Origin of the sequence: Legionella anisa, from assembly GCF_001467525.1 — a bacterium.
GTDB classification, from domain to species: domain Bacteria; phylum Pseudomonadota; class Gammaproteobacteria; order Legionellales; family Legionellaceae; genus Legionella; species Legionella anisa.
In genome coordinates this window covers 1-25,374 of record NZ_LNXS01000007.1, presented here as the reverse complement: position 1 = coordinate 25,374, position 25,374 = coordinate 1, and the positions used below count along the sequence as shown (strand labels likewise).

Below are 25,374 nucleotides of genomic sequence, written 5' to 3'. Positions count from 1 at the left end.
CACTTTAATCTCCTTTTGATCGTCAAATCAATGACTTAGTTTAGACTAAGTTGATTAAAGTGCCCCCTTATTTGGTGTAGAGCCTGAAATAGACGAATATGTAATAAATGGCATTTGAGCCATAAATCTTCTGGGTAATCTATCCCTGCCAAATTGATGTAAAAATATGCCTGCTCTCCCAACGAATAGAGGATTCTCTATTCCTCCCTGAAAATGAATATAATTCATTTGTGGATCAACAGCATTAAGCAGCTTTTCACAGATTTCTTTTCTTTCTAAATAATCTGCTTCGGCCATTTTTAATCCACGCAGGAAAAATCCATTTTTAATTCTTCTGGCTTTTTCATTGGTTTTTTTGATGCGCCTCCCACAAATGCAGCACTTTTCAAAAATTCGTGTTTTTTAATTGCAATTGAAGAACATCTAATCCATAACATATTATTCTGTAATGAGCTAGCAGAGCAATCTTGGGAGTTACAACACCATCAAAATTATCCAGATCATGAAAAAGGCTATGGTCATGCTTATTACAAAATCCTTTAAAGGTTGATATTTTATCTAAATCGCATGGTTATAGTATTTTCGTTTTGCTTTAGGTTTTATGTTTTCAAATGGATCAAAAACACTAGTTTGTAGTTGGATTATCTGATTGTCTGCATATTTTCTAATGCATGATTTAGATAAGACATGAGAGCCAATAGGCGGTTCATTGCATCCTGGATACATACAAAATTTATTTTCATATTTAATGCTACTAAAATCTGAAATTAAACCATAAGGTCTTGGAGGAATAAGTTCTACTTCAGTCTCAACACTCATAAATCAAATTCCAGTGCTAAATTAAAAATAGAACTAAATGTATACAAGACACAACCAGCACTGAACAAAATAAGGCTAACAAACTATAATTTTTTGTTTGCTTTGCCATAACATGAACCTGTGTTACTGAATCAGAAATTACTTTTTTAATTACCGATACCGATTCATTTGTGGCTTCATGCAGCAAATGAGTCATAGCTTCTTTACTGCTGGCTAATGCCATATTGAGTATCTTTTCAGCTTTTTCCCTGGCATCATCTTTCCATTGAGAGGAAATACTCTCTATTTCCTCTCTGAACTGAGCCAACACGGCCGCTTGTGCCTGTTGGGTTTCTTTAATCAATCTATCGTTCATGGTCTGCAGGATGAGAATTGGATCATCCTTGCTTAAAACTACCCCATGTTTGACAGCGATCTCCTGCATAACTGTATCAAATTTATCATTCATTAGATCACCCTGGCGTTATCCAGCTGCCCAAACAGTTGATCACGAACGATTTTTAACCGTTGACGGGTCATAATGCTCTTATCTGGCATACCTAGTACTTCACCGAAGGTCAGTTTTTGTTGCAGCATATCGGTTAGATCACGACCATAGGTTTCTTTTTTCAGATCAGGAATTTGGATTAAGGCTGATATGTTGTCTTTGTTATCACGGTAAGCCTTTAGTTGTTCGAATGTCTTACCTTCATGTTCTATCGCTCCCCAATAGGGATTGAGCCAGACGACAAACTGTGCTTCATTTGCAAACTGGTCAATCAGCTGCGCAAAACCATTGATGGTATCGAATAAGGCCTGTCCTCCGGTGATGACTGTATGAATCACCATTTCATGGCCTAATTCCTTTAACAAAGCTGGAACTTGATTGCTGATGAGGTAATGAGATAGTGGTACAAAAGAACTGGCTCCATTGTCAATGACTACATCATTAGTTGTTGAGGCAATTTTTTCTATGAGAGTATCGAAAAGACGGGGGTTGATTTCATCGCCACTCATGACTTGAATATGATCGACATTGAGAGCTTTAAAGCCATGAAATGTTGAATTAATGGGGTCAGTGTCAATGCAAAGTGGAGCTTGGCCTTTGTGGTGTTTGTATTGCGCAGTTGTTGCTGAAATAAATGATTTGCCGACACCGCCTTTGCCTTGCAGTGTGATATGAATTTTTGCCATTACAAGAGTTCCTCCAGGTTGGGTTTTGGATTAAAAGTAAAACCGCGAATCTCGTTTTTTGCCTTACTTTTAGCCTTTTCATCTTCCTTGGTGTTCTCCTGCATAGACGGTTTTTTTTCTGCAGCAATCAAACGTGCTACATAGCCACAAAATGTTTTATATGAAAATAAGATTTTGCCTTCTTCAACTAAGGTTTCCCAGACAAGCTTTATGGACCAGCCATCAGCCAGCGCTGAAGCTATATCTTTTTTTAGCGCAAGAAAAGCGGCTTTATTTACAGATTTATCAGAGACTTTTCTTTCCATCTGCTTTGCTGCGATTCGTTCGCTGAGGGAACTTCCCATGTCATACCGTCAATTTATTTTTACTCTCTCTCTGATGTTACAAACTATTGCGCTGCTCTGCAATAGTCTATGTTATTTTCTTTCCTTTTGGCGTAATTAAACATTATCTTTGGTGGATAAATGCGTAATTTATCGTAATAATTGGTAATTATCCGTAACTAGTAGAGGTTTTCCCAAAATAACCTTGAAACTACATAAAATTACCTGATAGTATCCCATTTAATGAACTTAAAACGCAGGGCAAGATAGGTGAAGTTAGCTAACCAGCAAGCTGGCTACCAAACTTCATAAGTCTTATTTGCACCTTCGGTGCTCAACGAAAAAACTGTGTTTTGAGCTCAAATCGATACTCAAAGGATTGCATAACCACTTAATTAAGAGGTCGGCATCCTTATGGACGAGAAACTTAAAACCCCTACCAGAAAAAATGGTCGTCATCTTCGCGTACCTGTTTTGCCTTCCGAAGAAATTCAAATTAAATCGAATGCGACCACTGCTGGTCTTTCAATTGCTGAGTACTTAAGACGGATCAGTCTTGGATATCAAATTCAAAGTAGTGTTGATAAGGATTATGTACTGCAGCTAGCCAAAATCAATGGAGACTTAGGACGACTTGGTGGACTATTAAAATTATGGCTGATTCAGGATAAACGTGTTGCGCACTTTGACCTCCAAACAATAAGAACATTGTTAAGTCGTATTCAAACCACGCAGGATGCGATGTTTGAAGTGGTGAAAAAACTATGATTATTCGCCATATTCCTATGAAAAAAACAAGACTTAGCAGTTTTTCGGGGCTTGTCCAATACTTGTGTAATAAACAAAACAAACAAGAGCGTGTGGGCAAGGTCAGATTAACAAACTGTAATAGCATTGATCTCATTTGGGCTGTTCAGGAAGTTTTGGCAACACAAGCCAAGAACCAGAGAGCGAGGGGTGATAAAACCTACCATATGCTCATTTCTTTCGCTCCAGGAGAAAACCCTTCACCACAAGCTTTACAAGAAATTGAAGACAAAGTGGCATCGTCGATTGGATTTAAAGAACACCAAAGAATCTCTGTTGTTCATCATGACACAGACAATCTTCATATTCATGTTGCTATTAATAAAATTCATCCCAAAACCTTTAATATGATTGAACCCTACAGGGCATATAAAACTTTTGCTGACATTGCATCCAGTCTCGAAATTGAATTAGGTCTTAAAATAACCAATCATCAAACTCGTAAAAGCCATTCAGAAAATCTTGCTGACGATATGGAGCAACATTCAGGAATTGAGAGCTTGATTAACTGGATGAAGCGTAATTGTAAAGAACAAATCGAAGCAGCTCAAAATTGGAGCGACTTACATAAGGTTTTAGCGAAACACCATATGAGAATACAAGTCAGGGCTAATGGCTTTATTTTTTGTGATGAGGATGGTCTTACAGTCAAAGCAAGTTCTGTATCCAGAAATTTTTCTAAACAGCGTCTTGAATCAAAGCTTGGGGAATTTGAACCATTGCTTTCAATAACCAATCTATCATCATCCAATGTTTATCGGTATGAACCACTAAACAAAACGTTTATCAGTAGCGAACTCTATGCCCAATACCAGCATGAAAAAGCACAAAGCCAAAATGTACATTCAGCAAAACTAAAATACTTGCGCGAAGCTAAAGCCAAATTGATTGATAAGGCCAAAAAACGAGGACGAATGAAACGAACCGGTTTAAAGTTAATGAACCTTTCAAGGATGAGCAAAAAGTTTCTTTATCAGCAAATTAGCAAAACTCTCCTGCACGACATTGAGAACATCAGGAAAAATTATACGCATGCTCGACACAGTTTAATGGAAAATTATCAAAATAAGACCTGGGCTGATTGGCTGCAAAAAAAAGCGCAAAGTGGTGACAAGGATGCCTTAATGGCAATGCGTTATCGCAATCGAAAAAACAACAGTAATTATACTATATCAGGCACAGACTCAGTTTTTTCTTCTTTTAATTTTGGACAAATCGACTCTGTTACTAAAGAGGGTACTGAGATTTATAAAAAGGATAACGCCATCATCAGAGACAATGGAAAAGAAATTGTAATTTCTAAAGGTGGTTCTATTCCTGTGCTTAAAAGAGCCTTGGAAATGGCAAGGCAGCGCTATGGTGACTGTATTTGTATGAACGGTTCTCCACAATTTAAAAAGATTATCTTGCAAATTGTTATTCAATATCAAATGCCAATCACTTTTGCTGATTTGGATTTGGAAAACCAACGCCCAAAACTAAATTTAGAACAGGAGAAATCTCATGAACAATCAAGATCAAACAGACAAAACCATCGAAGAAGAGCTCCTGGAAGCCATGAAACTGTTGGAACAGCCAATGATAATAGAAAAATCCGAGACACAAAGTCCAACTCTTTCAGCATTAGACAAGGCTCGCCAGCCAAAGATCACAACAGCTTGCGAAACTTGTCCAAATGCGATCTGGTTCAGCTCACCGGAGGAGGTCAAGTGCTATTGCAGGATAATGCACATGATCAGCTGGAGCGGCAAAGACTCCAACCTGATAACCATGTGCGATGGAAAGTTTTTGGAATAAATGAGAAAAGTAAAAGCCGTAAAAAATAAATAGTGTATTGTAATAAAAGGTAAAGCTTTAAACCTAATCTGACGGATTGAAGCTTTACCAATCATGTTGAACCTAGGAAATATGAATTACATTGCTGTTCCTTGATAATCGCAGACGATTATAGCGTTTGGCAATTTTTTCAATCTTTGGTTTGATCTGACGTTTAACCCCATCAAAACCTAACTTGCTATGATTTGCCAAGTCATTAAAATCACTGAATTGCTTAGGGTTTGATGACTGCTCACCTGGTGCAAAAATTGGTAGAACAATAAAGCCATTAACCGCATCGGCAGCCTCGCCTGCCTTTTCTTTACCGGGGTTGATACCTTGCGATAACTCCAGATGCTTATCATCATCAGCTGCCAAGATAACTGGAGTACGTGGATATTTTTCATGCAATGCTTTAGCTACTGCTTTAAGGTTCCCTGAATCAAAGGCTGAAACAACGGCAGGCAGCTCGCATGCTTCTTTTATCGTTGCTGCGGTTGCATAACCTTCAGCAATGATAATAACTGGTGCATCAGAAAGTTTGTCCATACCACCAAGAACATGAAAGCAGCCCTCCTTTTTTGAGTCTTTAGCAAACCGCTTGGTTCCATCTTCGGCAATGTACTGCACAGTCCAAAGGGTTCCTTCACAATCCGTTGCTGGAATACAGGTGAGTTTTTTTTCTTCATCAGTATACACCTCTGAATGAACTTGAATACCTTTAGATTGCATATAAGGTGTGGGTTCCACAACCCCTGCCATCATGGATAATTTTTGCTTGAGTTTTAATGCAGTGCTTTTTTGTTTGGCATCAAGCTCACGTTGGCGAGTTTGTTGATGCTCAAGTGCGTCTGCCTTAAGCGTTGCTTTCTGTTCATCAGTTAAAATGTAACCCTTAGATTTCCAGTTAAGCTCAGCACCAGTTCGGTTGTTTTTAATATATCCTGCTGGAATACCATCTAAATGGGCTACATAAAATCCTGCCTTTTCACCGTTTTTATCACCCTCCGTGGGGATACGATGCGGTTTGCCATCCATAATTGGATGCTCGCCTGAAACAATAGCACCAAGGCCTACCAATGCGGTTTTAAATTCATCTGCAGGAATGAGCGCTTTATCCTGAGATTGTGCTTGATATTCAGGAAGCCAGGCTTTGATCTTCTCAACAGGAACACCAGGGTTTGCATACCAACATTTTTGCACTTTATCCCAGGCAATACCTGGTGTTCCATCAGGAAGTTTTCCTATTGTAGATTTGGCAAGTTCTTTTTGTTTGAAGGGGATGCTTAACCAGACCTTTTCCGAGGTGGTGTTTTCAGATGCCATAAGAGCTTCCTCTTTTAGTTTATCATCCTTGATTTCAATAAGTTCTGCCAGTTGAATGTCTTGGGTTTGCTCCAAAGCACACAGGTGATTCACTATTTTCTCTGCATCTGCAGATGCCCTGAAGATTTCTAAAGGTTCATCTTCCAAAACCCTAATCCATGATTTGATATAAGCAGTGTGTTGAGATGGGTCATGACCGATACCCAGTTCGGCACCTAAAAGCATGCTTGCAATTTCTGCTCTCAACTCTTCTTTGGCATAGGCATCTGAACCAAACGGATGGCCTAAATCTCTATTCAGTCTTGAAGGATGACCACTCCAATGTCCTAACTCATGCAAAGCAGTGGCATAATAGTTTGCTGCAGATTTAAATTGTTCTTTTGGTGGAAGATGGATGCTATCTGTAGATAATCTGTAAAAGGCTCTGTCAGCCTCAGAATGAATAATGGCAGCGCCAGAGTGATGCAATAGTTTTTCTGCTCTTTCAATTAAGGACCAGTCTGGTTCTTTTGTAATGATCTCTGGCATATTATCAATTTGCGAGGCATGAAATACCGTTGCATAAAACACCTTGGGTCGCTCAAGATTCACGTGCACTTTTAATGGATGACCATGCTCATCTAGCACGGGTTTACCAGCATCATCGAGTTTGATTCGTTCCTCTTGAAATTTCCAATACTGAATTGTGGTGCCTTTTTCTCCCTTGCGAACCTGCGCATCCATGGTTTGCGCCTGTTTGTAGGTGAGCCATCGGTTGTCATCACTTTGATTCAGCATCAAATATAAGGCATTGATTCCTCGATAACGCTTACCTGTGACCGGATTAAAAGGAACTTGACCGGTGCCTGTGCCGGGATCCCATGGTTTTAACCAGGGCGCGGTTCCTGCTTTCAGGCTTTCGATAATTTGATTGGCAACGACTTGATGGTAAGGCATTTTAGTCATACATAGCCTCCATCGCATCCTCCTCATTGAGCCCATCTTCAAAAAATGCCCCCATGATGTCCGCTTCTACCGGAATGACTTCGACAAGAAATCCAGGAATTACTAAATCCTCGAATTTTTCTGAAATCACATCCATTAACTCGGTTTCATTTTTCATGTGGTTTTCTCCCGTTTATTAATTACCCATATGGGTGTAAGCATTCCCTTGATTTGTCTTGTGTGGACAAGGCCATAATAGCGACCATCAAATGACCATACGCTTTGGCTTGTCATTGTCATGACTTCATCTTTTTGAAGTGGGTAATTCGTTACCTGTAATTGAGGCAATGCGCGGTTCATCCCATCCTGTAATTTTGGTTTTGAATAGGGAATTAGCATCTGATTCACAAACACCCCTGCATTTGTTACCGAGAGGGTATCACCAGATACAGCCACCACTTTTTTCATTAAATAACCATATCCATTACAGCAAAGACCATGGTCTATATACCCTCTATTGCGTGCTAACCTAAATGCTTCCCTGTCATCAGGACAAAAAATCACATAGGCATTTTTGATAGGAGCTGCACTGGTGATGCGATATAAACCTATAGGAATGGATTCAGTCAGGTTTATCCTAAATCCCATGGCATGGAACAGTGCGCCTCCAGCAATAAGACTGATTAGTACAATAGCGATGATAATGGAAAGTTTTTTCATAACTTGATGCGCTCATCATCACTTAAACGGGTTCGTAAAATATCTGAGTGCAATGGTGCCTCCACAGAGGCTCTTGCCATGAAGGCCGGGTCTTTAAAATAAAGCGGTTGTTTTCCATAAATAGCAGGAAAGCCTGCTGCATAAACCACCATATCCCCAGCTTCAACAATCAAGCCATTGGCATCCTTTTTAGGTCCTGGCATACGCAGGCATTCATCTACGGTTAAAAGGGGTCTTGATATTTCCTGAACCGTTTTTGATATTTGATTCAAGAATGTTGAAAATCGTTTACCACTGGTGGTGATGTGTTCTTTAACAATCGTCGTTTGGCCTGTCAGCTTGGAAAGATGTTCTGCTGTTTCAACCCGGTTGGGAGGATAAGCATTTTGAATATGGCAATTAGAGGTGATGGTTTCATCAGGACCATAACCACGTTCACGGCTTTTAAGTTGATTGATGTCCTGACAAATTAAGTAAAACTTTAAACCATAACCTGCAACAAAGGCTAATGACTCTTGCAGAATATCGAGCTTTCCAAGGCTTGGAAATTCATCAATCATGCAAAGCAGTTGATGCTTATATGTTTTTTTCGTTCTGACATAAGATAAACCTTTATCATCCGATACACGCTCAAACTCCATTTTGTCAGCCAATAGCCTCACTATCATGTTAATCATAACCCGAACCAGAGGTTGAAGCCTTGCCTTGTCATTGGGTTGAGTCACAATATAGAGGCTCACAGGACTTTCATGGTTCATCAAATCACGGATGCAAAAATCAGAGGCAGAGACGTTATGTGCTACTACCGGATCGCGGTATAACGCCAGATAAGATTTTAAGGTGGATAACACAGAACCAGCCTCTTCTTCGGGGCGGTCTATCATGTCACGGGCAGAAGCAGAAATAATGGGATGGGTTTTGCCCTCAATATGCGGGTATTGGGTCATTTCAATGAGTAGATCGGCAATATTAATATTGGGATCAACGAGCATACGGTCAATGTTGGGAAATGTGGCGGGTTCCCCCTGGTTGTTCAATTTATAAATCGCATGCAGAATAAAACCAACCAAAAGGGCTTGTGAGGTTTTCTGCCAGTGCGTTTCTAATCCCTTGCCATCAGGATCAACCACAAGCGTTGCCAAATTTTGTACGTCACCAACCTCTGATTCTGTACCTACTCTGATTTCATCAAGGGGATTCCAACGGGCTGAACCAGTTAATGTTGCTGGTTCAAAGCGAATCACTTTGTTGTTGGCATGCTTTTGTCTCCAGCCGGAGGACATTGCCCAAAGCTCACCTTTTAAATCTGTAATGACACAGGAGTGCTTCCACGATAAAAGAGTTGGAATCACAAGACCAACCCCCTTTCCCGAGCGCGTTGGCGCATAAGTTAAAACATGCTCCGGTCCATTATGGCGCAAATAATGAATTTCTCCCTGCGTATCTTCAATCGCCCCAACATACACACCTTCCTCCTGGTCAAGCAAACCAGCATTGTTTAAATCATCCTTATTCGCCCATCTGGCCGAGCCGTGAAGGTATTCGCTAATATTTTCTTTTTTAAAATGGCGACTGGCGAACAACAGCATCATCAAAAAAAGGCAGCTGCTCATCACCACCATGCCAAAGGCGGCATTAAAATATTCTGGATGGTAATTATGGTAGTTCATGTTCCACCAGAGTAGCTTCCAGGGCAGATAAACATGAGCAAATGAAAATCCTAAACTGTCGTGATAATGAAATTTATAAGCCACATATTGTGTGCCAATCTCTAGGCTGATTAAAAACCCCAGAATAATCATTCCAATGAGTCGTATGCTCCTCTTGTTATCCTGTTTTTGTCTTACCTGTGGACCAATGGATTTATTAGGTTTACTCAGATTCATTGGTTGTCTCCAGAAGCTTTGCGATTGACAAAATGGCTGACCTCATCGTCATTTTCTCCAGAACTGAAATTTCCTTCTGGAACACCTATCGACGTAATGTTTTGAAATGCTGAGTCCTGATGTTCAGATATTGATAAATCGTTTTGTGATTCCACCCGTTGATGAATTGCATCAGCAATTTTCCCACCCGTAGTTTCGGCCACATTTGCTGCGATTGCCTCCTTTACGGCACTTGCCTTTTCACGAGCCACATCAAATGCCCCTGATGCCAAATGAGAGCCAAACGAACCTGCGAATTTTGAAGCCTGCCCCATGGTTTGTGCCAAACTACCAGTTTTGGAACTGACATTGCCCTCTAAAGCAGAACCTAAATCACCAGTCCCCATACTTTGGGAGGCTGCTTTGAATGCCGCATGAAGAGCGGATAAACCCCCTGCACTTTGAGCACTGACAGCTCCTGCGCTGCTTGCCAAAGCGGCACCTGCAATCCCGGCAGCACCTAAAGCGCCACCCAGACCAATACCACTGCTGCCTCCGCCGCCACCACCAGATACAATGTTGGCAAGAACAGGAGGGATTTTATTAATCAATATCAGCAAAAGAATAGCGACAACGAGCATCACAAACATTTCTTTTAACAAGATGTCTTTTGCCATAGCCGCATAATATTGATCGACAAACGACTTACCAATACCAATAATCAAAATCATGGCAAATGCCTGTAATGCAATACCCAACACCGTTTTGTAGTACTGAATCGCGATATCGCAAGTCCAGCGTCCGCCACCAAAGCCTAATAAAATGATGCCACCATAGGTTAAAATCCAGGCGGTAATCAGAATAATCAGCATGTTAATACTGACTAGTGCCAAAACGACCAGAATTACTCCTGCAACGATCAATCCCACCGTCGTTGCCGCAGGAGACCAGAGGGATGAGTTATCAATTGCTTTTGAGACAATATCAAAACCTACGTCAATAATATCGGAGGGAGAAATGTGCGTATCAATTCCGGAAGCCTTAGCTGCGAGTTGTCGCATGGAATCGATGATTGCGGTGGCAATAGCAGGTCCATTATCCAAAATCCAATAGAAAAAACCGACAACCACTAAAAATCGAACTGTTTCAGCCATAAATTCCTGAATATCCGCTCTTCGTAATGACATAAGCCCATAGGTCCATACCATGCTGATTAATGCCAGAGACCAAAAAAGGTATCGTGCATAACTTAATATGGTTTGGCTCCATGTCGAGGCTGTAGTGGAAAAACGATGCAGAATATTATCCAGCAAATCCCTGCTGTCCATATTGCCTTGAGCATGGGCGGACACGGCAAACCCAATTAAAAAGAATACGATTAAATAAGTGATTGTCTTTTTTTTCATAGGATTACCATTTGATACCTGAACTTTTGGAGTAACTTCCGCCTTTAAAACAGGCATCCGCTATTGCCTGCAGCTCTTCGGTTGTCCGCCCCTCTTTGGAACTGCCGCATGTAAATGAGGCGAGATGCTCTTCCTTTTTTCGTGCTTTTACCTCAGTGCTGTCACAGCCTGTAAGCAGGAATGCTAAAAGTGCTATGGATAATCCGAATCGTTTCATTATTGTCTTCCTCTTGTTATAAATGAGTTACCATTTTTTACCTGAACTTTTATGAAAAGTGCCTGACCTAAAACGTTCATCACCAGCAGTTTGTATGGCTTCTTTGTTAGCGGCTGCTGCATTTTTTGTGGTTTGTGCGCTTTGTTGTGCTAACAAAAGTCCTCTTATTTGGAGCAATTGGTGGGATTGTTGGCTTGCCAGTTGTGAGGCAGCCTGGAGTGCCTGTTTTTGTCCCTGGGCAGTTTGAACCTGAGTTTGCAAGGTGCGCAGTTTTACCGAATCATCTTTTAAACTTTGCTGTTGTTTATCAATTCCTTTGAGCATGGCATCGTTAGCCCGTTTTTGAGCAACAGAAGCTGAGAGTTTATTTTGCCTTATTTTTTGGATTTCTTCGGGGCTACACTGGTTGCTGCCATTAAAGCATGGGGTTTTTTGGTAGTATTCCTGACTTTGATACCTATCTAGGTAACCCTGAAGGCTACCAGCCTCCTGTTTGTAATAATCAATCGTATCGGTTGATTCAAGCAGATTATTTATTACGCCATTGGCATTATCCCATTGAAATGAAGTTAGAGATTTGGTGTTATCTAACATGTTTTGATATTGCTGAACCTGGTTTTTGTATTGATCAACCTGAGTTTTATACTCTTTAATCTGATTCAGTAGCATTTTTCCATTTTGTACGTAATTGGGTAAATCAAACACTGGCATATTTGCGAAGGCATTAAATGACCATAAATAAACAAATAGGATTCGAAATTTCATCACATTTCCTCTTTTTTGTTATGCGAACTGCCGATAGGGCTTTCTAAAAGTTAAATCTTTTACAACAATGATGTTGAATCGATAACCCGGACGAATGTTTATAGTCGGTGCTACATTCAGATTTTTTGCCACCAATTGCGAAGTTACCTCACCCAGCTGTTGTCCCAATGCCTGACTTAATACACTGCCAGCTGTAGGCTGGGTATATCCATACTGATTGGGCTGGTTTATATTTTGACTGTAACTGATTCCCCCGACGATACCGGACATTAAAAGAGCTGAACCATAAATGCGTAAGTAATGATTATTTACCTGATCACGAAATCCTGCATAACCCGCACTGTCAGCTCCTGGCATGCATCCAATATCCAAAGCTTTTCCATCTGGAAACGTAAGACGTTGCCAGGCTACTAGTACCGAATTCTGACCAAAGCTCACTTCACTGGAATAAAGACCAAAAATCTTTGTACCTTGTGGGATTAAAAGATACTTACCTGTCGCCGTATCATAGACGTTTTGGGAAACTTGACCGATGATTTGTCCGGGCAGTTCAGAAGAAATACCACTGATCATCACTCCAGGAATAACACTGCCGGCTCTTAACTCATATCGACTGTTAGGATTTTCAAGTCGTGAATTTAAATGCCAGCGCATTTCATTTTCCTCACCGCCCAAAGTTTGCGGCATGGATCTGGCATTCTGTCGTCCCTCGAACTGTTGAAGTTGCTCTTTTAAGGAACTGCCACCATCGACATCGAATGTTGCAACAGAATTGGCTCTGTGTGTATTGATACTTTCCTTGCTATTCAGGCGAGGATTATCAGCCATAATTGATGTTTTTGCTTTGACTGCTTCTTCAAATGCTTGGGCTTTTTCTTGACGAATTTGTTCCAGCTCTGAGTCTGATGCATTTTGACTCTCCATCTCTTGTTTTTGAAGGAAGTTTTGATCTACAGGTAACTCAAGTACTGGCTCATGATTGATGATGAGTGTCTCATTGGATGCAGGCATCACACCGTTTTTGTGATTTCCCACGATTTCATTGGCCAGACTCATGTTATTTTTTTTCTGTCCAGTGACTTTTATGACCTCTGGTGTTTGGTTTTGTACATTGGCTCTTTTATGGGCAACAAAGACGATTAACACGACAAAAAGAGTCAACACGCCAATGGCTATCACTAAAGGGAGATTATTCACACGCTTGACTCCTGTTGTTTTTAGTTTTTGCGGTGAACTATTCGGTGATAATAAATCGATGTTTTGGTTCATTCGTGTTACTCCTTGTGTGACCAGAGACTAGCAGGAGCAATTTTTTCTTTAGTTTTGACATAGATTCTGCTGAATGTTTGCGAGCCAACATAAAGACTGACTCGATAGAGATACCCAGGCTTAATTTCATCAATTACATAGAAAAAATTTGCTTTTTGTCTTGGTTGGACGTTTTCAATTACCCCATAACCTTTATTTCGCATTTGATGAATCAAATTAATGCCAAAGCCATCACTGACTTTTTGACTGATATAAAATGTATTTTGAGCCGGTGGATACACTTCCGTGAGCTGTGATGCAGCATCTTTAGCCAAATAAATATCTTTGCTTTGAGAGGGAACTGTAAAATTTCCATACTGAATGCTTGCGCAACTTGACAAAACAATTACCAACAATAAAACACCTAATTTCTTCATCTCTAGCACCTCGTAATGGTAATTTTTTCTTGAGAAGAGCCGCTTCCGATAATCAGTATTGCCTTGTCGAATACACTATCAACAATATATCGGCAGCCTTGCAGGCGATAATTGACCATCACCGACTCTGGTTTTTTAAACAAACCACCATTTCTTAAGACCAGTAGTGCAGGGGCCTCGCTTTCAGACATGGCTTTGGGCATTTCAATAATGGTTTTTACGCCATTGTTATAAATCCGAACGGGTTTAAACCGAGAATTGCCTTGTATCCTGTAATTGAAATTAAGATCGCCTAGATATTCATTGGTTTCAGTGAATGTATTGGCTTTTCGTCGTTCTGCTTGCATGTGCTGAATCAATCGCCATTTAGCTTTCGCATCATCTGGATATGTAAAGGAGACATAGGGCATAAAATCATTTTGATCTGACTTCAATCTAAAGTGATACGTTCTTCTATCTGTAGTAACAACTAGAGAAGTATCTAGCCCAACATCTTTGGGTTTGATTAACAGGTGAATTTGTTGATCCATGCCTGAACCGGTAATGGAAGGCTCAACGAGAAAACGTGGATCGCCGACATTCATATCGTTAAGCTGTTCACCTTGCTGTAAAGCAATGTCGCAAACCTGTAATGGCGCACATACCACTCTGGTTTGACCCGAACCATAAACAAAACTTACCGAACCATCTGAGGAATGGAACGGTTTGCTGGTTTTATCCCCTTTCTGCCATTCTTCTGCAATGTTTAAAGCCTGCTTTTCCTGATTCGTGAGTGCAGGAATGTTTTTAGAAAAATAGAAATTAGCAAGCTCTGTGTTGTCCACATCAAAGCTTGTCAAAGGAAGCAACAAACAGAGGGAAAGAATTATTTTTTTCATGCATTTTCTCCATTCTTTAAGTCATAAGACCAATTGAAATCACGGACATAAATCAGATGTGGGTTTTTTAAAATCGATTCATTAGATACATCATTGAGCTCATTATCTTGATACATCGTCACCATTGCTTTCATCTGGGCGGGCTTTTCTTTGAGGGTTCCATCACGGTTTCTTACAGTCTCGACCCAATCAACCTGCCAGGTATCATCAGACTCTTGCAGGACTGAGCGTATTTCAATGCTAACGATTTCATGAGCTGCTCGGTCAAATGGATTAGAGTGTTGCTTGTCACTATAAAATTCCTGAACTTTGGTAAGTGCCGCATCGTTTTGGTTTAAATAGGAATAAACTTGAAATACTGCCTTTTTCTGCAGTGCCACATCAAAACTGACCATTCGGATGTTTTCAATGAAATGGGCTGCAGCCGCTCGGTAATCATCGATGACTGCCTCACCAACAAGGTCTGCACGAGTGACAGAAAGTGTATTGCCGCTGGCATCCTGCTGAAATACTAAGGGGATAAATTTAGATTGACTTCCAATCGTTATAAGTCCACCAATAGTAGCCAAAGTGATTAAAAGACTACCTATACTTACCAATTGCCATATCTGTAATGATTTCATAAGACCTGCAGTATGGAAATTCCAGGCTCTTTTGGCATTGAGATAAGGATTTTCAATGAAGTCGTTTTTTTTCTTTTTAAGACTTAGCTTTTGCTTTAATTGGTTCATGCTGCTTCTCCAAATTGATTCATCGTAATTCCTTTTTCTAAAAGCCAATATGAAACCCACTCAGCGCCATGTTGAGCCTCAAGCTGTTTCATTCGTTCAATGGAGTCAGGATCTGTAGCACCCACAAATGCCAACGCCATTGGACCTAAAGCTAATTGGTAAAGACGCTGTCCCTTTTCACTGACGTAGTAGTAATCACGCTTGGGTTGGGCTGATGCAATGATGTCAATCTGACGAGGATTTAATCCCATGCGTTCATAGATCAGGCGTGTTTCAGGATCCCGTGCATACAGGTTAGGTAAAAAGATTTTTGTGGCGGTTGATTCAACTATGATGTCTAAAATGCCAGAGTTCACGGCATGTGATAAATGTTGTGTTGCCATAAACACCACGCAGTTTTTCTTGGCCATGGAATCAAGCCATTCAGCAATTTTGTTTTTAAACACGGGATGTGCCAACATCAGCCATGCTTCATCGAGTAAAATCAGGGTTGGCTTGCCATCCAGTGATGTTTCAATGCGTCGGAACAGATACAGCAATACCGGCAGTGCGAATTTCTCACCCAGCCCCATAAGATGCTCAATTTCAAAGGTCATAAATGAGGACAGTCCTAGACCATCGGTTTCGGCATCCAATAAATGGCCCATCAACCCATCGATCGTGTACTGCTTCAGAGTTTCACGGATGGATTCATCTTGAATGGTCATGACTAATTCAGATAAAGTTTTAGAACTACTCTGATGCATGCTCATAATGGCATGGCCAATTTCATTGCGTTGGGCTGGCGTTGTATTTAACCCGTTTAAGGCAAGAATCGTATCAATCCACTCCATAGCCCAGGCTCTATCCGCTTTAGTTGCTAAAAATTGTAGGGGCGCAAATGAGAGGTGTGAGTTTTTATCAGCAATGGTGTAATGATCTCCGTCACTAGCCTTACACGTGGGATACATGGACATACCTTTATCAAATGAATAAATGCGTGCATCTTTGTAACGACACCAGGAGAGTGCAATTAAGCCAAGGTGAGTTGATTTACCAGAGCGCGTAGGACCAAACATAATACCGTGGCCTAAGTCTCTTACATGAAGATTGAGACGAAAGGGTGTGTTCCCCGTGGTAACACAATGCATTAATGGAGGGGATAATGGCGGAAATAGTGGGCAAGGGGATTTGTTTTCACCGGTCCAAATGCTTGATGTCGGTATCAAATCAGCCAAATTCATAGTGTTGATTAAAGGTCGTCTTATATTTTCAACGCCATGACCTGGAAGGCTTCCTATAAAGGCATCCATGGTATTAATGGTTTCTGTTCTTGCTGTAAAACCCAAGGCATTGATGTTCTTTTCAATCAAAAGCGCCGCTTTTTCGACTAAATCACGGTCTTCACCCATCAAAATGACAACGGAGGTGTAATAACCTTGACCCACCATACCTGAATTGGTTTCAGCAATGGCTGATTGTGCGTCATTCACCATATTGAGCGCGTCTTCATCAATTACACCTGAATTGGTGTTAAAAACCTGGTCGAAAAATCCCCTGACTTTTTGTTTCCACTTTTTACGGTATTTGGTGAAATGCGCCACCGCTTCATGTGGATCCATAAAAATAAATCGAGAACTCCAGCGATATTCAACTGGCAATTGAGTTAAGGCAGTTAGAATGCCAGGGTAGGACTCCATTGGAAAACCTTCAATTGCCACACATTGAATAAATTTCCGGCCAATTTTGGGTGTAATGCCCAGTATTAATTCCTGACCACCGATTAACGCATCAAGATAAATCGGGTTTTTAGGAAGATTGACCGGATGGTTAAGTCCGGTGACACAATAGTGCAAGTGTCTTAAGAAGTTATCCTGAATCACTGAATTGCTGTGCTCATCAACCTGTCTTTCGGCATTCAGTCGTTCAAGCCGAAGTGCTGTACTTAGACGTGATTCAAAGTTTCTGCAGGCTTGCTTGAATTCGTCAATTAGTTGATGTGTCTTTGCTTTTTGGCTTAAATTCAATCCTTCGTCATCAAACATCAATTCCACAAAACGCTTTTGGGCAATCACCGACGGATACCAGGTCAAGGTAATCACAAAATACCCTTCATATAGGGTTTCCATGCTTTCAAACAGTTGTCTTCTTTCCTCATCAATCGCAAATGAAATCGGGTCTGGAAAATGAGAGTAACCGCGCTCACTATAACCAGGAGCTGCTCGTCTTATCGCGTCTACATGAATCATCCAACCATTGCCCATGGAGGACATTGCCTGATTGATTCGAAACGAGACCATCTCACGAGCCTCATCCGTGGTATTGGCATTGTCTTCACCCTGGTAAATCCAGGCTGCCATAAAAGAACCATTTTTACCGATAATCACCCCATCATCGACCACTGAGGCATAATTGAGTAAATCTGCCGTGCCTGCTGAATTATGGCGATGCTTTTTTAAATGGTATGTACGGCTTTTCAGGCGAATTTCCCAAAAGAGGCAGCTTAAAAGTAAAAGCCCTGTGGTACTGATTAAAAAGGTAATTAATGCAATCATTGATAACCTCTTTTATTTATTTTGAAAGGAGTTGAACGGGCGGAATAATAAGCTTGGTAACGTCTTTGCCTTAAATATATAGCCCTCATATAAGGGTCGGATTTGGCCATTAAACGAAACCCTTTCAGGGATAGAAACCATATGACCAGGCCTGTGAAAGCTGCCAGCCAGTCTTGGGCTGCAAATACCAGGATCGCTGACAAAAGCCCTGTGAACATAACCAGTTCACGGTCTCCGCCCATAAACAAACTTGGGCGGTTTCCGCAACGGCGTATGTGGATGGTACGAAGACTCATGGCTGAGTCTCCGTTGCAACGACTCCAAGAGATGACTTAGAAATTTCAGCGCCTTTGCCAGTAATAGCCGTCATGGTATTTTGAGCCGCTACCAGAAATGAGAGCACTAACACAAAAAAGACCAGCGATCGCATAAATCCGTTTAATTCACCGCCAAAAATAAGCGTCGCACCTGCTGCAACCAATCCAATAATGGCAGCACTAAAGGCAAAAGGACCTGTAATGGATTTTTGAATTTTAGTCAGCCATGAGTCGAAGGGAAGTCCTCCGCCTGCAGAGGATGCAGCAGCTGGATGGGTGATTAACAACAAAAGTAAAATGATTAATCCCATTATCCAGTAGTTCTTTTGATTAAACAGAGTTGTTTGATTCATTCATTTTCTCCTAAATAAGTTTTTCGATGTTGTAATGACCGTTTTCATAACCATGGACATTAATAATTTCTTGGATTTGCCGTCCCTTAGGGGTTCTTGAGATGTGTACGACACAATGGACAGCCTCGCCAATTAAAGGTTCGATTTCAGAAGGTGCGGCCTGATTTCTGGTGATGAGTGATTTCAACCGATGAAGTCCGGAAAGCGCGTTATTAGCATGCAATGTGGCTGTTCCTCCCTCATGTCCCGTGTTCCATGCATCCAGCAAGTCAAGTGCTTCACTACCCCGAACTTCGCCCACAATGATTCGATCCGGCCTCATCCTTAGTGTGGTTTTTAAAAGCTGGGTCATACTGACATCAAGTGTGGTATGGTATTGAACACAATTTTTTGCTGCACATTGGATTTCCCCCGTATCTTCAATGATAAAAATACGTTCTTCAGGCGCATGAATAACCATTTCATTGATGATGGCGTTCACCAATGTGGTTTTGCCAGAACCTGTGCCACCAATGACTAAAATATTTCGGTGTGAAGAAACGGCTTTTTCAATAACCTCGCACTGTGCTTCTGTCATAATTCCTGACTGAACATAGTCATTGAGTGTAAAAACCGATAAAGCTTTTTTGCGGATGGCAAAGGTTGGACTTGAAACAACCGGCGGCAGTTGTCCTGCAAAACGGGAACCATCCAGAGGTAGCTCTCCTTCTAGTAAAGGCTTCATGCGAGTTACTTCTTTTCCATGAAAACCGGCAACAGTTTTGATGATGGATTCGGCACGTGCTGCATTTATATTCCCTATAAAACGCATCGTTTCACCAAGCCGTTCCTGCCAAATTCGACCATCTGCATTCAGCATGATTTCTACGGTTTTCGGATCGTTTAATGCATTTTCAATCAAACCACCTAAATCACGCTTTAGCTTTTCTTTGGCACGGTCTTTAACCGTTATCCCTTGTTCAACCAGATCTATCATTGAGCTAATCCCCATATTATTGTTGATGTTTCTATGCTGGACTCATCTCGTGTTTAAATTTATTGATTAAGCGATCTACAACGCTTTCTTGATTAGGCACAGGTTCGCGATACCATTGATCCTTTTGACGATCTCGGTTAATTCTGCGTTGAATTTCTTCTCGATGAATTGGGAGGGATTGGGGCGCATCAAAAGCAAGGCAAATTTCTCCATGCTGGTATCCAAGTACCGTGCAGTAAATTTCTTCACCAATAATCACAGATTCCCCGACTTTTCTTGTTAAAAATAACATGGTGCTTCTCCTCATTTTATTTAAGTAAGTAGGCTTTGCATTGCCTGATATTCTCTTCAACCACAGCTTGGCTTGCTGGTTGATGTTCTTCACCTGCGACATAAAAAGTATTCCGCCGTTTGATGTCACGGCAAAAACCAATCATCTGCGGCAGACTCGGCGGCATGTCACAATGATCCCGACACGCTAGAATGGCCTGATTCAAAATTTCATCGCTAAATTGTCCCAACCCTTCCGACCACTCTTTTTTAGCAAACTCCAAAAATCCATCGCTCTTAAACTGACTGCGCCACAAATGCCCGTAAAAAACAGCAAAGCGGGTAAACAAGTTCTCAATCCGCTTGTCGGTAACGTTGCAAGCTGACGACGTTGGCTTGCTGGTATTCATCCTCTCCGGTGCTGGCTGAGTCTTCTGTGTCTTCATTCCAGAAGGGATCATGGGCTGTTCCAGTACTTGCGCGATGCTTCTCATTCCTTTTCTCCTGCTTTAATTCGATTTTGACTTCATCTTCCCAACACTTCTGCGACAGCCAGTTAGCTGGAAACTTCCAGGCTGGAACCCATTCACCATGCGCTTCTCTTGCATGGTGGGCTTTGATTTGGTTACCCAGCGCTTGCAACATGGTTTGCAGTAAATGCTCATCGGGATTAATTTGTTGAAAAATTTCAAAAGCACGCTCACGTGACTTTTTCTCGGGGTACATATTCCAGAAATGGTCGAATTGGCGTAATAAATAAATATAATTATTTTCTTTTATAAGAGGTGTGACGGCTTTTGGAGGTTCTATTGTGACGGGTTTTTCTGAATAGCCTTCGTAAAACCCTTTATTTTCAAGGTGTTAGTCAGAAAAAAATGTGACGGCTTTCTGTGACGGGTTTGTGACTACTTTATTCTCGGTAAAATAACCCAATGTTGCTAAATTGCATTTTAAAATCAGCTGTAGTTCCTCTGATTGCAAACTGATCAAACCAACACGCTCTAAAGCAGACAAAGCACGTCGAATTTGGGCGCGAGAATATTTTTCACTTTTTACACCTTGGTGCGGCTGAATATAAATTTGTTCTGCAATCGACTGGAAGCTAATTCGCCGTTTAATGCCAACAAGTCCTGTTTTAACATCCATATACGGTCGTATCCCTCTTAAATAAGCAAGTTGTTGTGCATGAGGCAAACCATAAATTGCCTCAAGTTCCTCGCTGTTAACCATAAAATCCATGATTGATACACATTCCTGGTTGTACATCTCGTTATTGTTTTTATTCTGTGTTATCTTTATTTGAAATATAATCATTTTTAGTTGCACTAATCGTGCAATCAAATACGACATTATTGCACATTAAGTGATTTGTCAATGGATTTATTAGCTATTTTGAGAAAAGGTATAACTTAATGATGAACATCAAAGAAAAAATTGGTGAGCGGATTTTTCAAGAGCGTCAAGCTAAAGGACTCACCAGAAAAGCCCTTGCAGAACTTACAGACGATTTAAAACCCTCTAGGATTAATAACTGGGAAAGAGGGATAAGAACTCCTGGTCCAGAGGAAATTAAACAATTAGCAGAGGCATTAGATGTAGCTCCTGGATATTTGATGTGTTTGACCGATGATAAAAAAATTAAGCAGGAGTTTCCATGGCTGGGGGCCTTAATTCCTTTGTTAAATGCTCAGCAAGCTTGCGATCCTAAACAATATATTCAAACAATAAAGGAAGGCAGGGAAAGTGATGCTATATCTTTTATTCCGCTTAGTCCTGACTTGTCAGCTCAACTTGGAAAAAATTCATTTGCATTATGCATACAAGATGACAGTATGACTCCAGAACTTAAAATTGGTGATATTTTAATTATTGATCCAGATCAAATAATTCGTCCCGGGGGGATGGTTGTTACTCATTTACAAGATAGTAAAGAAGTTACGGTGCGTCGTTATAAACAACTATCGGCAGGAAGTCCAATAGAGGAGTATGAATTGATCACTGTAAATGAAAATTGGGCGAGTATTCGTGTCACTGAAAGTTCTGGGCATAGAATAATCGGAGTTGTTTTGGCATTAATTAGAAAAATATAACTTATTTAATGCCCAGCTGCTACTACAAACTTAATGTATCCAGGTTGTTGTACTAAAAGCAAGTATTAAATACCAAGACTTCAAGAGACAATAATTTTCTTGTTTTGTCCTATTTTTTATATAATTAGATGGTTGGCATATTTTATAGCAGGTTTAGCGGATTTCCTATTTCTAAAAACAATTGTCCATTAATTATTGCCTTTGGTCATTTTAATTCCCATATGGACAATTGTGCTATGCAGTGTTGAAACGTACGTGAAGTGTGACGAATGACAAAGGGAATATCTTCTGTTGCTACTAGGTTAAATCGTGGCCTTAATATACTTTTTAAGCCATCTAATGAATATTGAGATTCCCCATGGACCTTAATTCCACCTAACCATTTGGTTTTATCCGTATATTCTTGAGACCAAGTATAGGTAGAAGTTAATGCCAAAATTCCTTCAGGTTTTAAACGGTTGCTGATGGATTTTAAGAAAATCGTCGGATCGTAAAGTTTATCAATCAGGTTACTGCACAGTATAAAATTATAATCTTTAAAAATTGGTTTTAGATTGCATGCATCGCCCTGAATAAAATGAATTTTATCTATTAAACTATCATAACCCGAATCAACTAATTTAAACTCTTTATATTCAACCAATTCACCCTCAGAGGGTAGTGCATATCGAATCATTCCCTTTTCTTTTAAATGCACTCCCTGTTGGATAAAGCGAGTGGAAAAATCAATTACATCAACATGATGGAAGTATTTAGCCAATTCAAAACCAAAGCGACCTACGGAACAACCAAGATTTAATGCTCTTAGATTAGCAGTCCTGTTAAAAAAATTTTTGCATCGTTGAATACAAGTCACCGGAAAATTGGGCACCCCAAAATATTCACTCCCATAATGAAATTCTAGTGATTGAGCTATTATTGGATCCGTTTCATAACCATTAATTTTTTCTAAGGGTATTAATGGTGAATTGCTTTCTACATAACGAAAACCAGCATGTTGAAAGAAATGTCGTCTAAATGCATAGCGTGATTTTTTTGTGGCCAAATTACCGGTTGAAATCCAAGAGCCTCCTTTAATTATATTATGCTGTCCATCAAAAGTCGGGGTAGAAAAATCATCATAAAGTTTATGAACTTTAAATCCTGGGAATGCATCGATTGGCGTTTCAGTCCATTGCCATACCTTACCAATCACATCATAAAAAGATTTATTTTTAAATTGGTCTACAGGGCATGATGAAGCAAAGTATTCAAGATGAATATTTCCTGGAGCATCTTGCCAATCTGTCACATCCTCTGCAATTTGATTTCGTAGAATAGTCCATTCTTCTTCTGTTGGTAAGCGTATGCATTTATTTTCCGTTAGAGTCTTCCAATTACAAAAAGCTTTGGCTTCATGATAATTGACCTCAACAGGCCAATTTAGCGGCAAGGGGATTTCTTCAAGTAAATTTCTTTGCCAGTATTGCCCCTTTTCAAAACGCCAAAATCGAGGCATTTTTGCTTGGGTATAATTGAGCCATTTTCTACCTTCAGGCATCCATCAGTTGATGTTGTCATAGCCTCCGGCCTCGATAAACTGTAAATACTCTTGGTTTGATACTAAATATTTAGAAGCAGAAAAATTATTGACCCAAACTTCTTGTTTCCCGAATTCATTATCCCAACCGTAGATTTTATTCTCATTACCGCGACCTAAGATAAGATGCCCAGCATTCACTGGAATGAGTTCATTTAGGGGAGAATTAGCAGTCTCGCTGCAGACCGGCCATTGGTTTGATTGACGAAGGTAGGATAATGGAACCATTCTTAAAATAACCGAAGATGTTTCGAGATGAATTCGTTCATGTTCAATTCCCATTAATATAAGCCAAACCAAAGAGTTTTGATCTATGGCTGTTCCAACAGGTAACCTGTCAATTAAACCTTCGATTAATCGTTTTACTTGTTTGCGATAATCAGCAACTTCATCAACTTTTGGCCAATCATAATGGGTTGTATTCAAATCATCCCACGACATTTCATCGATACCCACAGCAAACATCGATTCAAAATGTTCATTAATTCTTTTGTCAATGTATTGTCCTAGAATCAGTTTATTGATAAAAAAGGTTGCTGTATGGCCGTAATAGAATATTAGCGGATGTCTTAGGGGTTCAGCATGAAGGTAATAAGCCTCCTCTTTTGCAATACAAGCAAATAGGCTTTCATAAGTCTCAAAAGAATTGCGGAAGTACTCTTTTAATTCATCTCGTTTCTGAGAGGTTAGTACGCCGTCAATTAAGGGCGTTTTCATCTATTTTATCTTGGTTGCTTCCATTCCTAGGTACCTATTGATTAACAAATTCTTGCATTTGCCTACCCATACCTCTATTTTATTTATCTATAGCTATTTGATAAGTATATCAAATTATACTATTGTGGGATTAAGATTATCGTATTTAAATGTCAATAAAATGGATATTCCTAAATTATCTATTGGACTGGAATTAGAAACCAATATTATTGCTAAAGAAACAGGCAAGGTTATTCTTGATTTCAATAACAAAGAATTTGAAAAGTGCTCCTCCCATTTTATTTCCCAATCTTATCCGGCACTCCAAACAGAGTTTGATGCTGCAACAATTGAGTTTTCTACGCTCCCTTTTGGAGATGTGGATTCGGCGTTCAATAGCCTTTCTGCTAATTTTAATTCGGTTAACAATTACCTATACCAACAAGGATATTTGCTCCTTTTATTGGGTTTACATCCAGGACGAAGTCGTGACGAAATCATCATGACCAATAGCCCTTATTGTTTAGCATCAATACCTTTAATGGCCGAGCAAGGTGGACCCCTATTTTATTGCAGCTATCAAATCAACTTAGCAGTTGATGCAAGTGATATAGACTATTTGATTCCATTATGTCACTGGTTACAAGTCTACATGTGGCCTTGTTCTGTTATTACTCAATCATCACCCATTTTGGCTAATAGAGACAGCAATTATAAGTCTTTTAGAGTTCGTCTTAACGATTTTAAGCGGGAGTCGAACTGGTCCATTACCATTAGACATCTCTAATCTGAATGAATTTGAGCATTATTGTCATCATTTACCGGATGAAGCAGATACACTACGAGCATGTAATGTATGGTTTGATATCCTTCCCAAACCAATTGACCCAACAAATTTATCTTCAGGCTATCGGATTGAAATAAGAGTTGCTGATACAACTGAGTTCTCAAAACTTTATGTATTTACACAAGCAATGGTCCTCACCTTTATGGCCATTCTAAATAAGCTTAAAGCGAATGAATTGTGTCCTTCCGGCAAGGCTGTGTGACAGAGTTTAAATGATTTTGTAAAGTACGCTCTCCTTAAATTGTGGAGATTTACTCA

At 40.2% G+C, this 25,374-nt stretch carries 28 protein-coding genes and 1 pseudogene; 4 read left to right on the top strand and 25 right to left on the bottom strand.

Annotated features, from left to right (window positions below; translation table 11 throughout):
* Positions 1–54: 54 nt before the first annotated feature.
* The 5 genes from Lani_RS20715 to Lani_RS03330 all read right to left on the bottom strand — a co-directional run bounded on the left by Lani_RS20715 (position 55) and on the right by Lani_RS03330 (position 2,336).
* Complete coding sequence (locus Lani_RS20715) at positions 55–297, bottom strand: hypothetical protein (RefSeq protein ID WP_019232502.1); 243 nt, start codon at positions 295–297, stop codon at positions 55–57.
* A gap of 261 nt (positions 298–558) precedes the next feature.
* Positions 559–819: a hypothetical protein gene (locus Lani_RS20710; RefSeq protein WP_019232500.1), complete on the bottom strand. Its 261-nt coding sequence runs from the start codon at positions 817–819 to the stop codon at positions 559–561.
* Between the two features lie 16 nt (positions 820–835).
* Positions 836–1,267, bottom strand: coding sequence for a conjugal transfer protein TraM (locus Lani_RS03340; RefSeq protein WP_019232499.1), 432 nt, complete (start codon positions 1,265–1,267; stop codon positions 836–838).
* Positions 1,267–1,992 (bottom strand): ArsA-related P-loop ATPase, encoded by a 726-nt coding sequence (locus Lani_RS03335; protein WP_019232498.1) that lies wholly within the window; start codon positions 1,990–1,992, stop codon positions 1,267–1,269. The genes Lani_RS03340 and Lani_RS03335 overlap by 1 nt, the downstream gene beginning before the upstream one ends.
* A complete protein-coding gene (locus tag Lani_RS03330; RefSeq protein ID WP_019232497.1) occupies positions 1,992–2,336 on the bottom strand; it encodes a TraK family protein in 345 nt (114 codons plus the stop codon). Before Lani_RS03330 ends, Lani_RS03335 begins: the two co-directional genes overlap by 1 nt.
* A gap of 393 nt (positions 2,337–2,729) precedes the next feature.
* On the opposite strand from Lani_RS03330, the gene traJ reads away from it, so the two are divergent.
* On the top strand, positions 2,730–3,083 hold the full coding sequence (traJ, locus tag Lani_RS03325) for a conjugal transfer transcriptional regulator TraJ (protein WP_019232496.1): 354 nt from the start codon (positions 2,730–2,732) through the stop codon (positions 3,081–3,083).
* A complete protein-coding gene (gene traI, locus Lani_RS03320; RefSeq protein ID WP_019232495.1) occupies positions 3,080–4,948 on the top strand; it encodes a TraI/MobA(P) family conjugative relaxase in 1,869 nt (622 codons plus the stop codon). Before traJ ends, traI begins: the two co-directional genes overlap by 4 nt.
* Before the next feature lie 73 nt (positions 4,949–5,021).
* Here traI and Lani_RS03315 read toward each other — a convergent pair whose 3' ends face one another.
* The 18 genes and pseudogenes from Lani_RS03315 to Lani_RS03230 all read right to left on the bottom strand — a co-directional run bounded on the left by Lani_RS03315 (position 5,022) and on the right by Lani_RS03230 (position 21,143).
* The gene (locus Lani_RS03315) at positions 5,022–7,208 is read right to left on the bottom strand and encodes a zincin-like metallopeptidase domain-containing protein (RefSeq protein ID WP_058388397.1); all 2,187 of its coding nucleotides are present in this window, start codon (positions 7,206–7,208) and stop codon (positions 5,022–5,024) included.
* Positions 7,201–7,365, bottom strand: coding sequence for a hypothetical protein (locus tag Lani_RS20445; RefSeq protein ID WP_019232494.1), 165 nt, complete (start codon positions 7,363–7,365; stop codon positions 7,201–7,203). The genes Lani_RS03315 and Lani_RS20445 overlap by 8 nt, the downstream gene beginning before the upstream one ends.
* Entirely contained in the window at positions 7,362–7,907 is a 546-nt protein-coding gene (gene traF / locus Lani_RS03305) for a conjugative transfer signal peptidase TraF (protein ID WP_019232493.1), read from the bottom strand. Before traF ends, Lani_RS20445 begins: the two co-directional genes overlap by 4 nt.
* On the bottom strand, positions 7,904–9,793 hold the full coding sequence (locus Lani_RS03300) for a type IV secretory system conjugative DNA transfer family protein (protein WP_019232492.1): 1,890 nt from the start codon (positions 9,791–9,793) through the stop codon (positions 7,904–7,906). Before Lani_RS03300 ends, traF begins: the two co-directional genes overlap by 4 nt.
* Entirely contained in the window at positions 9,790–11,178 is a 1,389-nt protein-coding gene (trbL, locus tag Lani_RS03295; RefSeq protein ID WP_019232491.1) for a P-type conjugative transfer protein TrbL, read from the bottom strand. Before trbL ends, Lani_RS03300 begins: the two co-directional genes overlap by 4 nt.
* 4 nt (positions 11,179–11,182) lie before the next feature.
* Entirely contained in the window at positions 11,183–11,395 is a 213-nt protein-coding gene (locus Lani_RS03290; protein WP_019232490.1) for a hypothetical protein, read from the bottom strand.
* A gap of 27 nt (positions 11,396–11,422) precedes the next feature.
* On the bottom strand, positions 11,423–12,160 hold the full coding sequence (gene trbJ / locus Lani_RS03285) for a P-type conjugative transfer protein TrbJ (RefSeq protein ID WP_019232489.1): 738 nt from the start codon (positions 12,158–12,160) through the stop codon (positions 11,423–11,425).
* An 18-nt stretch (positions 12,161–12,178) separates the two neighbouring features.
* A complete protein-coding gene (locus tag Lani_RS03280) occupies positions 12,179–13,429 on the bottom strand; it encodes a TrbI/VirB10 family protein (protein WP_019232488.1) in 1,251 nt (416 codons plus the stop codon).
* A gap of 5 nt (positions 13,430–13,434) precedes the next feature.
* The gene (locus Lani_RS03275; RefSeq protein ID WP_019232487.1) at positions 13,435–13,845 is read right to left on the bottom strand and encodes a conjugal transfer protein TrbH; all 411 of its coding nucleotides are present in this window, start codon (positions 13,843–13,845) and stop codon (positions 13,435–13,437) included.
* Between the two features lie 2 nt (positions 13,846–13,847).
* Positions 13,848–14,723 carry a P-type conjugative transfer protein TrbG gene (gene trbG / locus Lani_RS03270; protein WP_019232486.1) on the bottom strand — a complete coding sequence of 292 codons (876 nt, stop codon included), beginning with the start codon at positions 14,721–14,723 and terminating at the stop codon, positions 13,848–13,850.
* Entirely contained in the window at positions 14,720–15,454 is a 735-nt protein-coding gene (locus tag Lani_RS03265) for a conjugal transfer protein TrbF (protein ID WP_019232485.1), read from the bottom strand. Before Lani_RS03265 ends, trbG begins: the two co-directional genes overlap by 4 nt.
* The gene (locus tag Lani_RS03260; protein ID WP_019232484.1) at positions 15,451–17,988 is read right to left on the bottom strand and encodes a VirB4 family type IV secretion/conjugal transfer ATPase; all 2,538 of its coding nucleotides are present in this window, start codon (positions 17,986–17,988) and stop codon (positions 15,451–15,453) included. Before Lani_RS03260 ends, Lani_RS03265 begins: the two co-directional genes overlap by 4 nt.
* Positions 17,985–18,284 (bottom strand): conjugal transfer protein TrbD, encoded by a 300-nt coding sequence (locus Lani_RS03255; RefSeq protein ID WP_019232483.1) that lies wholly within the window; start codon positions 18,282–18,284, stop codon positions 17,985–17,987. Before Lani_RS03255 ends, Lani_RS03260 begins: the two co-directional genes overlap by 4 nt.
* Complete coding sequence (locus tag Lani_RS03250; RefSeq protein WP_019232482.1) at positions 18,281–18,658, bottom strand: TrbC/VirB2 family protein; 378 nt, start codon at positions 18,656–18,658, stop codon at positions 18,281–18,283. The genes Lani_RS03255 and Lani_RS03250 overlap by 4 nt, the downstream gene beginning before the upstream one ends.
* Positions 18,659–18,668: 10 nt before the next feature.
* Positions 18,669–19,634: a P-type conjugative transfer ATPase TrbB gene (trbB, locus tag Lani_RS03245; protein WP_019232481.1), complete on the bottom strand. Its 966-nt coding sequence runs from the start codon at positions 19,632–19,634 to the stop codon at positions 18,669–18,671.
* 31 nt (positions 19,635–19,665) lie between these two features.
* Positions 19,666–19,926, bottom strand: a complete 261-nt coding sequence (locus tag Lani_RS03240; RefSeq protein ID WP_019232480.1) for a carbon storage regulator — start codon at positions 19,924–19,926, stop codon at positions 19,666–19,668.
* Between the two features lie 16 nt (positions 19,927–19,942).
* Positions 19,943–20,254, bottom strand: a complete 312-nt coding sequence (locus tag Lani_RS03235) for a hypothetical protein (RefSeq protein ID WP_019232479.1) — start codon at positions 20,252–20,254, stop codon at positions 19,943–19,945.
* 4 nt (positions 20,255–20,258) lie between these two features.
* Positions 20,259–21,143: pseudogene (locus Lani_RS03230) on the bottom strand (hypothetical protein).
* Between the two features lie 173 nt (positions 21,144–21,316).
* Between Lani_RS03230 and Lani_RS03225 the strand changes: the two are divergent.
* Positions 21,317–21,994, top strand: a complete 678-nt coding sequence (locus Lani_RS03225) for a helix-turn-helix domain-containing protein (protein WP_019232476.1) — start codon at positions 21,317–21,319, stop codon at positions 21,992–21,994.
* Positions 21,995–22,199: 205 nt separating this feature from the next.
* Here the strand turns inward: Lani_RS03225 and Lani_RS20705 are convergent, their stop codons facing one another.
* Together Lani_RS20705 and Lani_RS20700 are read right to left on the bottom strand one after the other, a co-directional pair.
* On the bottom strand, positions 22,200–23,534 hold the full coding sequence (locus Lani_RS20705) for a putative 4-mercaptohistidine N1-methyltransferase (protein WP_019232475.1): 1,335 nt from the start codon (positions 23,532–23,534) through the stop codon (positions 22,200–22,202).
* Between the two features lie 3 nt (positions 23,535–23,537).
* The gene (locus tag Lani_RS20700; protein ID WP_019232474.1) at positions 23,538–24,290 is read right to left on the bottom strand and encodes a DinB family protein; all 753 of its coding nucleotides are present in this window, start codon (positions 24,288–24,290) and stop codon (positions 23,538–23,540) included.
* 160 nt (positions 24,291–24,450) lie between these two features.
* On the opposite strand from Lani_RS20700, the gene Lani_RS03215 reads away from it, so the two are divergent.
* Complete coding sequence (locus Lani_RS03215; RefSeq protein ID WP_019232473.1) at positions 24,451–25,056, top strand: glutamate-cysteine ligase family protein; 606 nt, start codon at positions 24,451–24,453, stop codon at positions 25,054–25,056.
* Positions 25,057–25,374 lie beyond the last annotated feature (318 nt).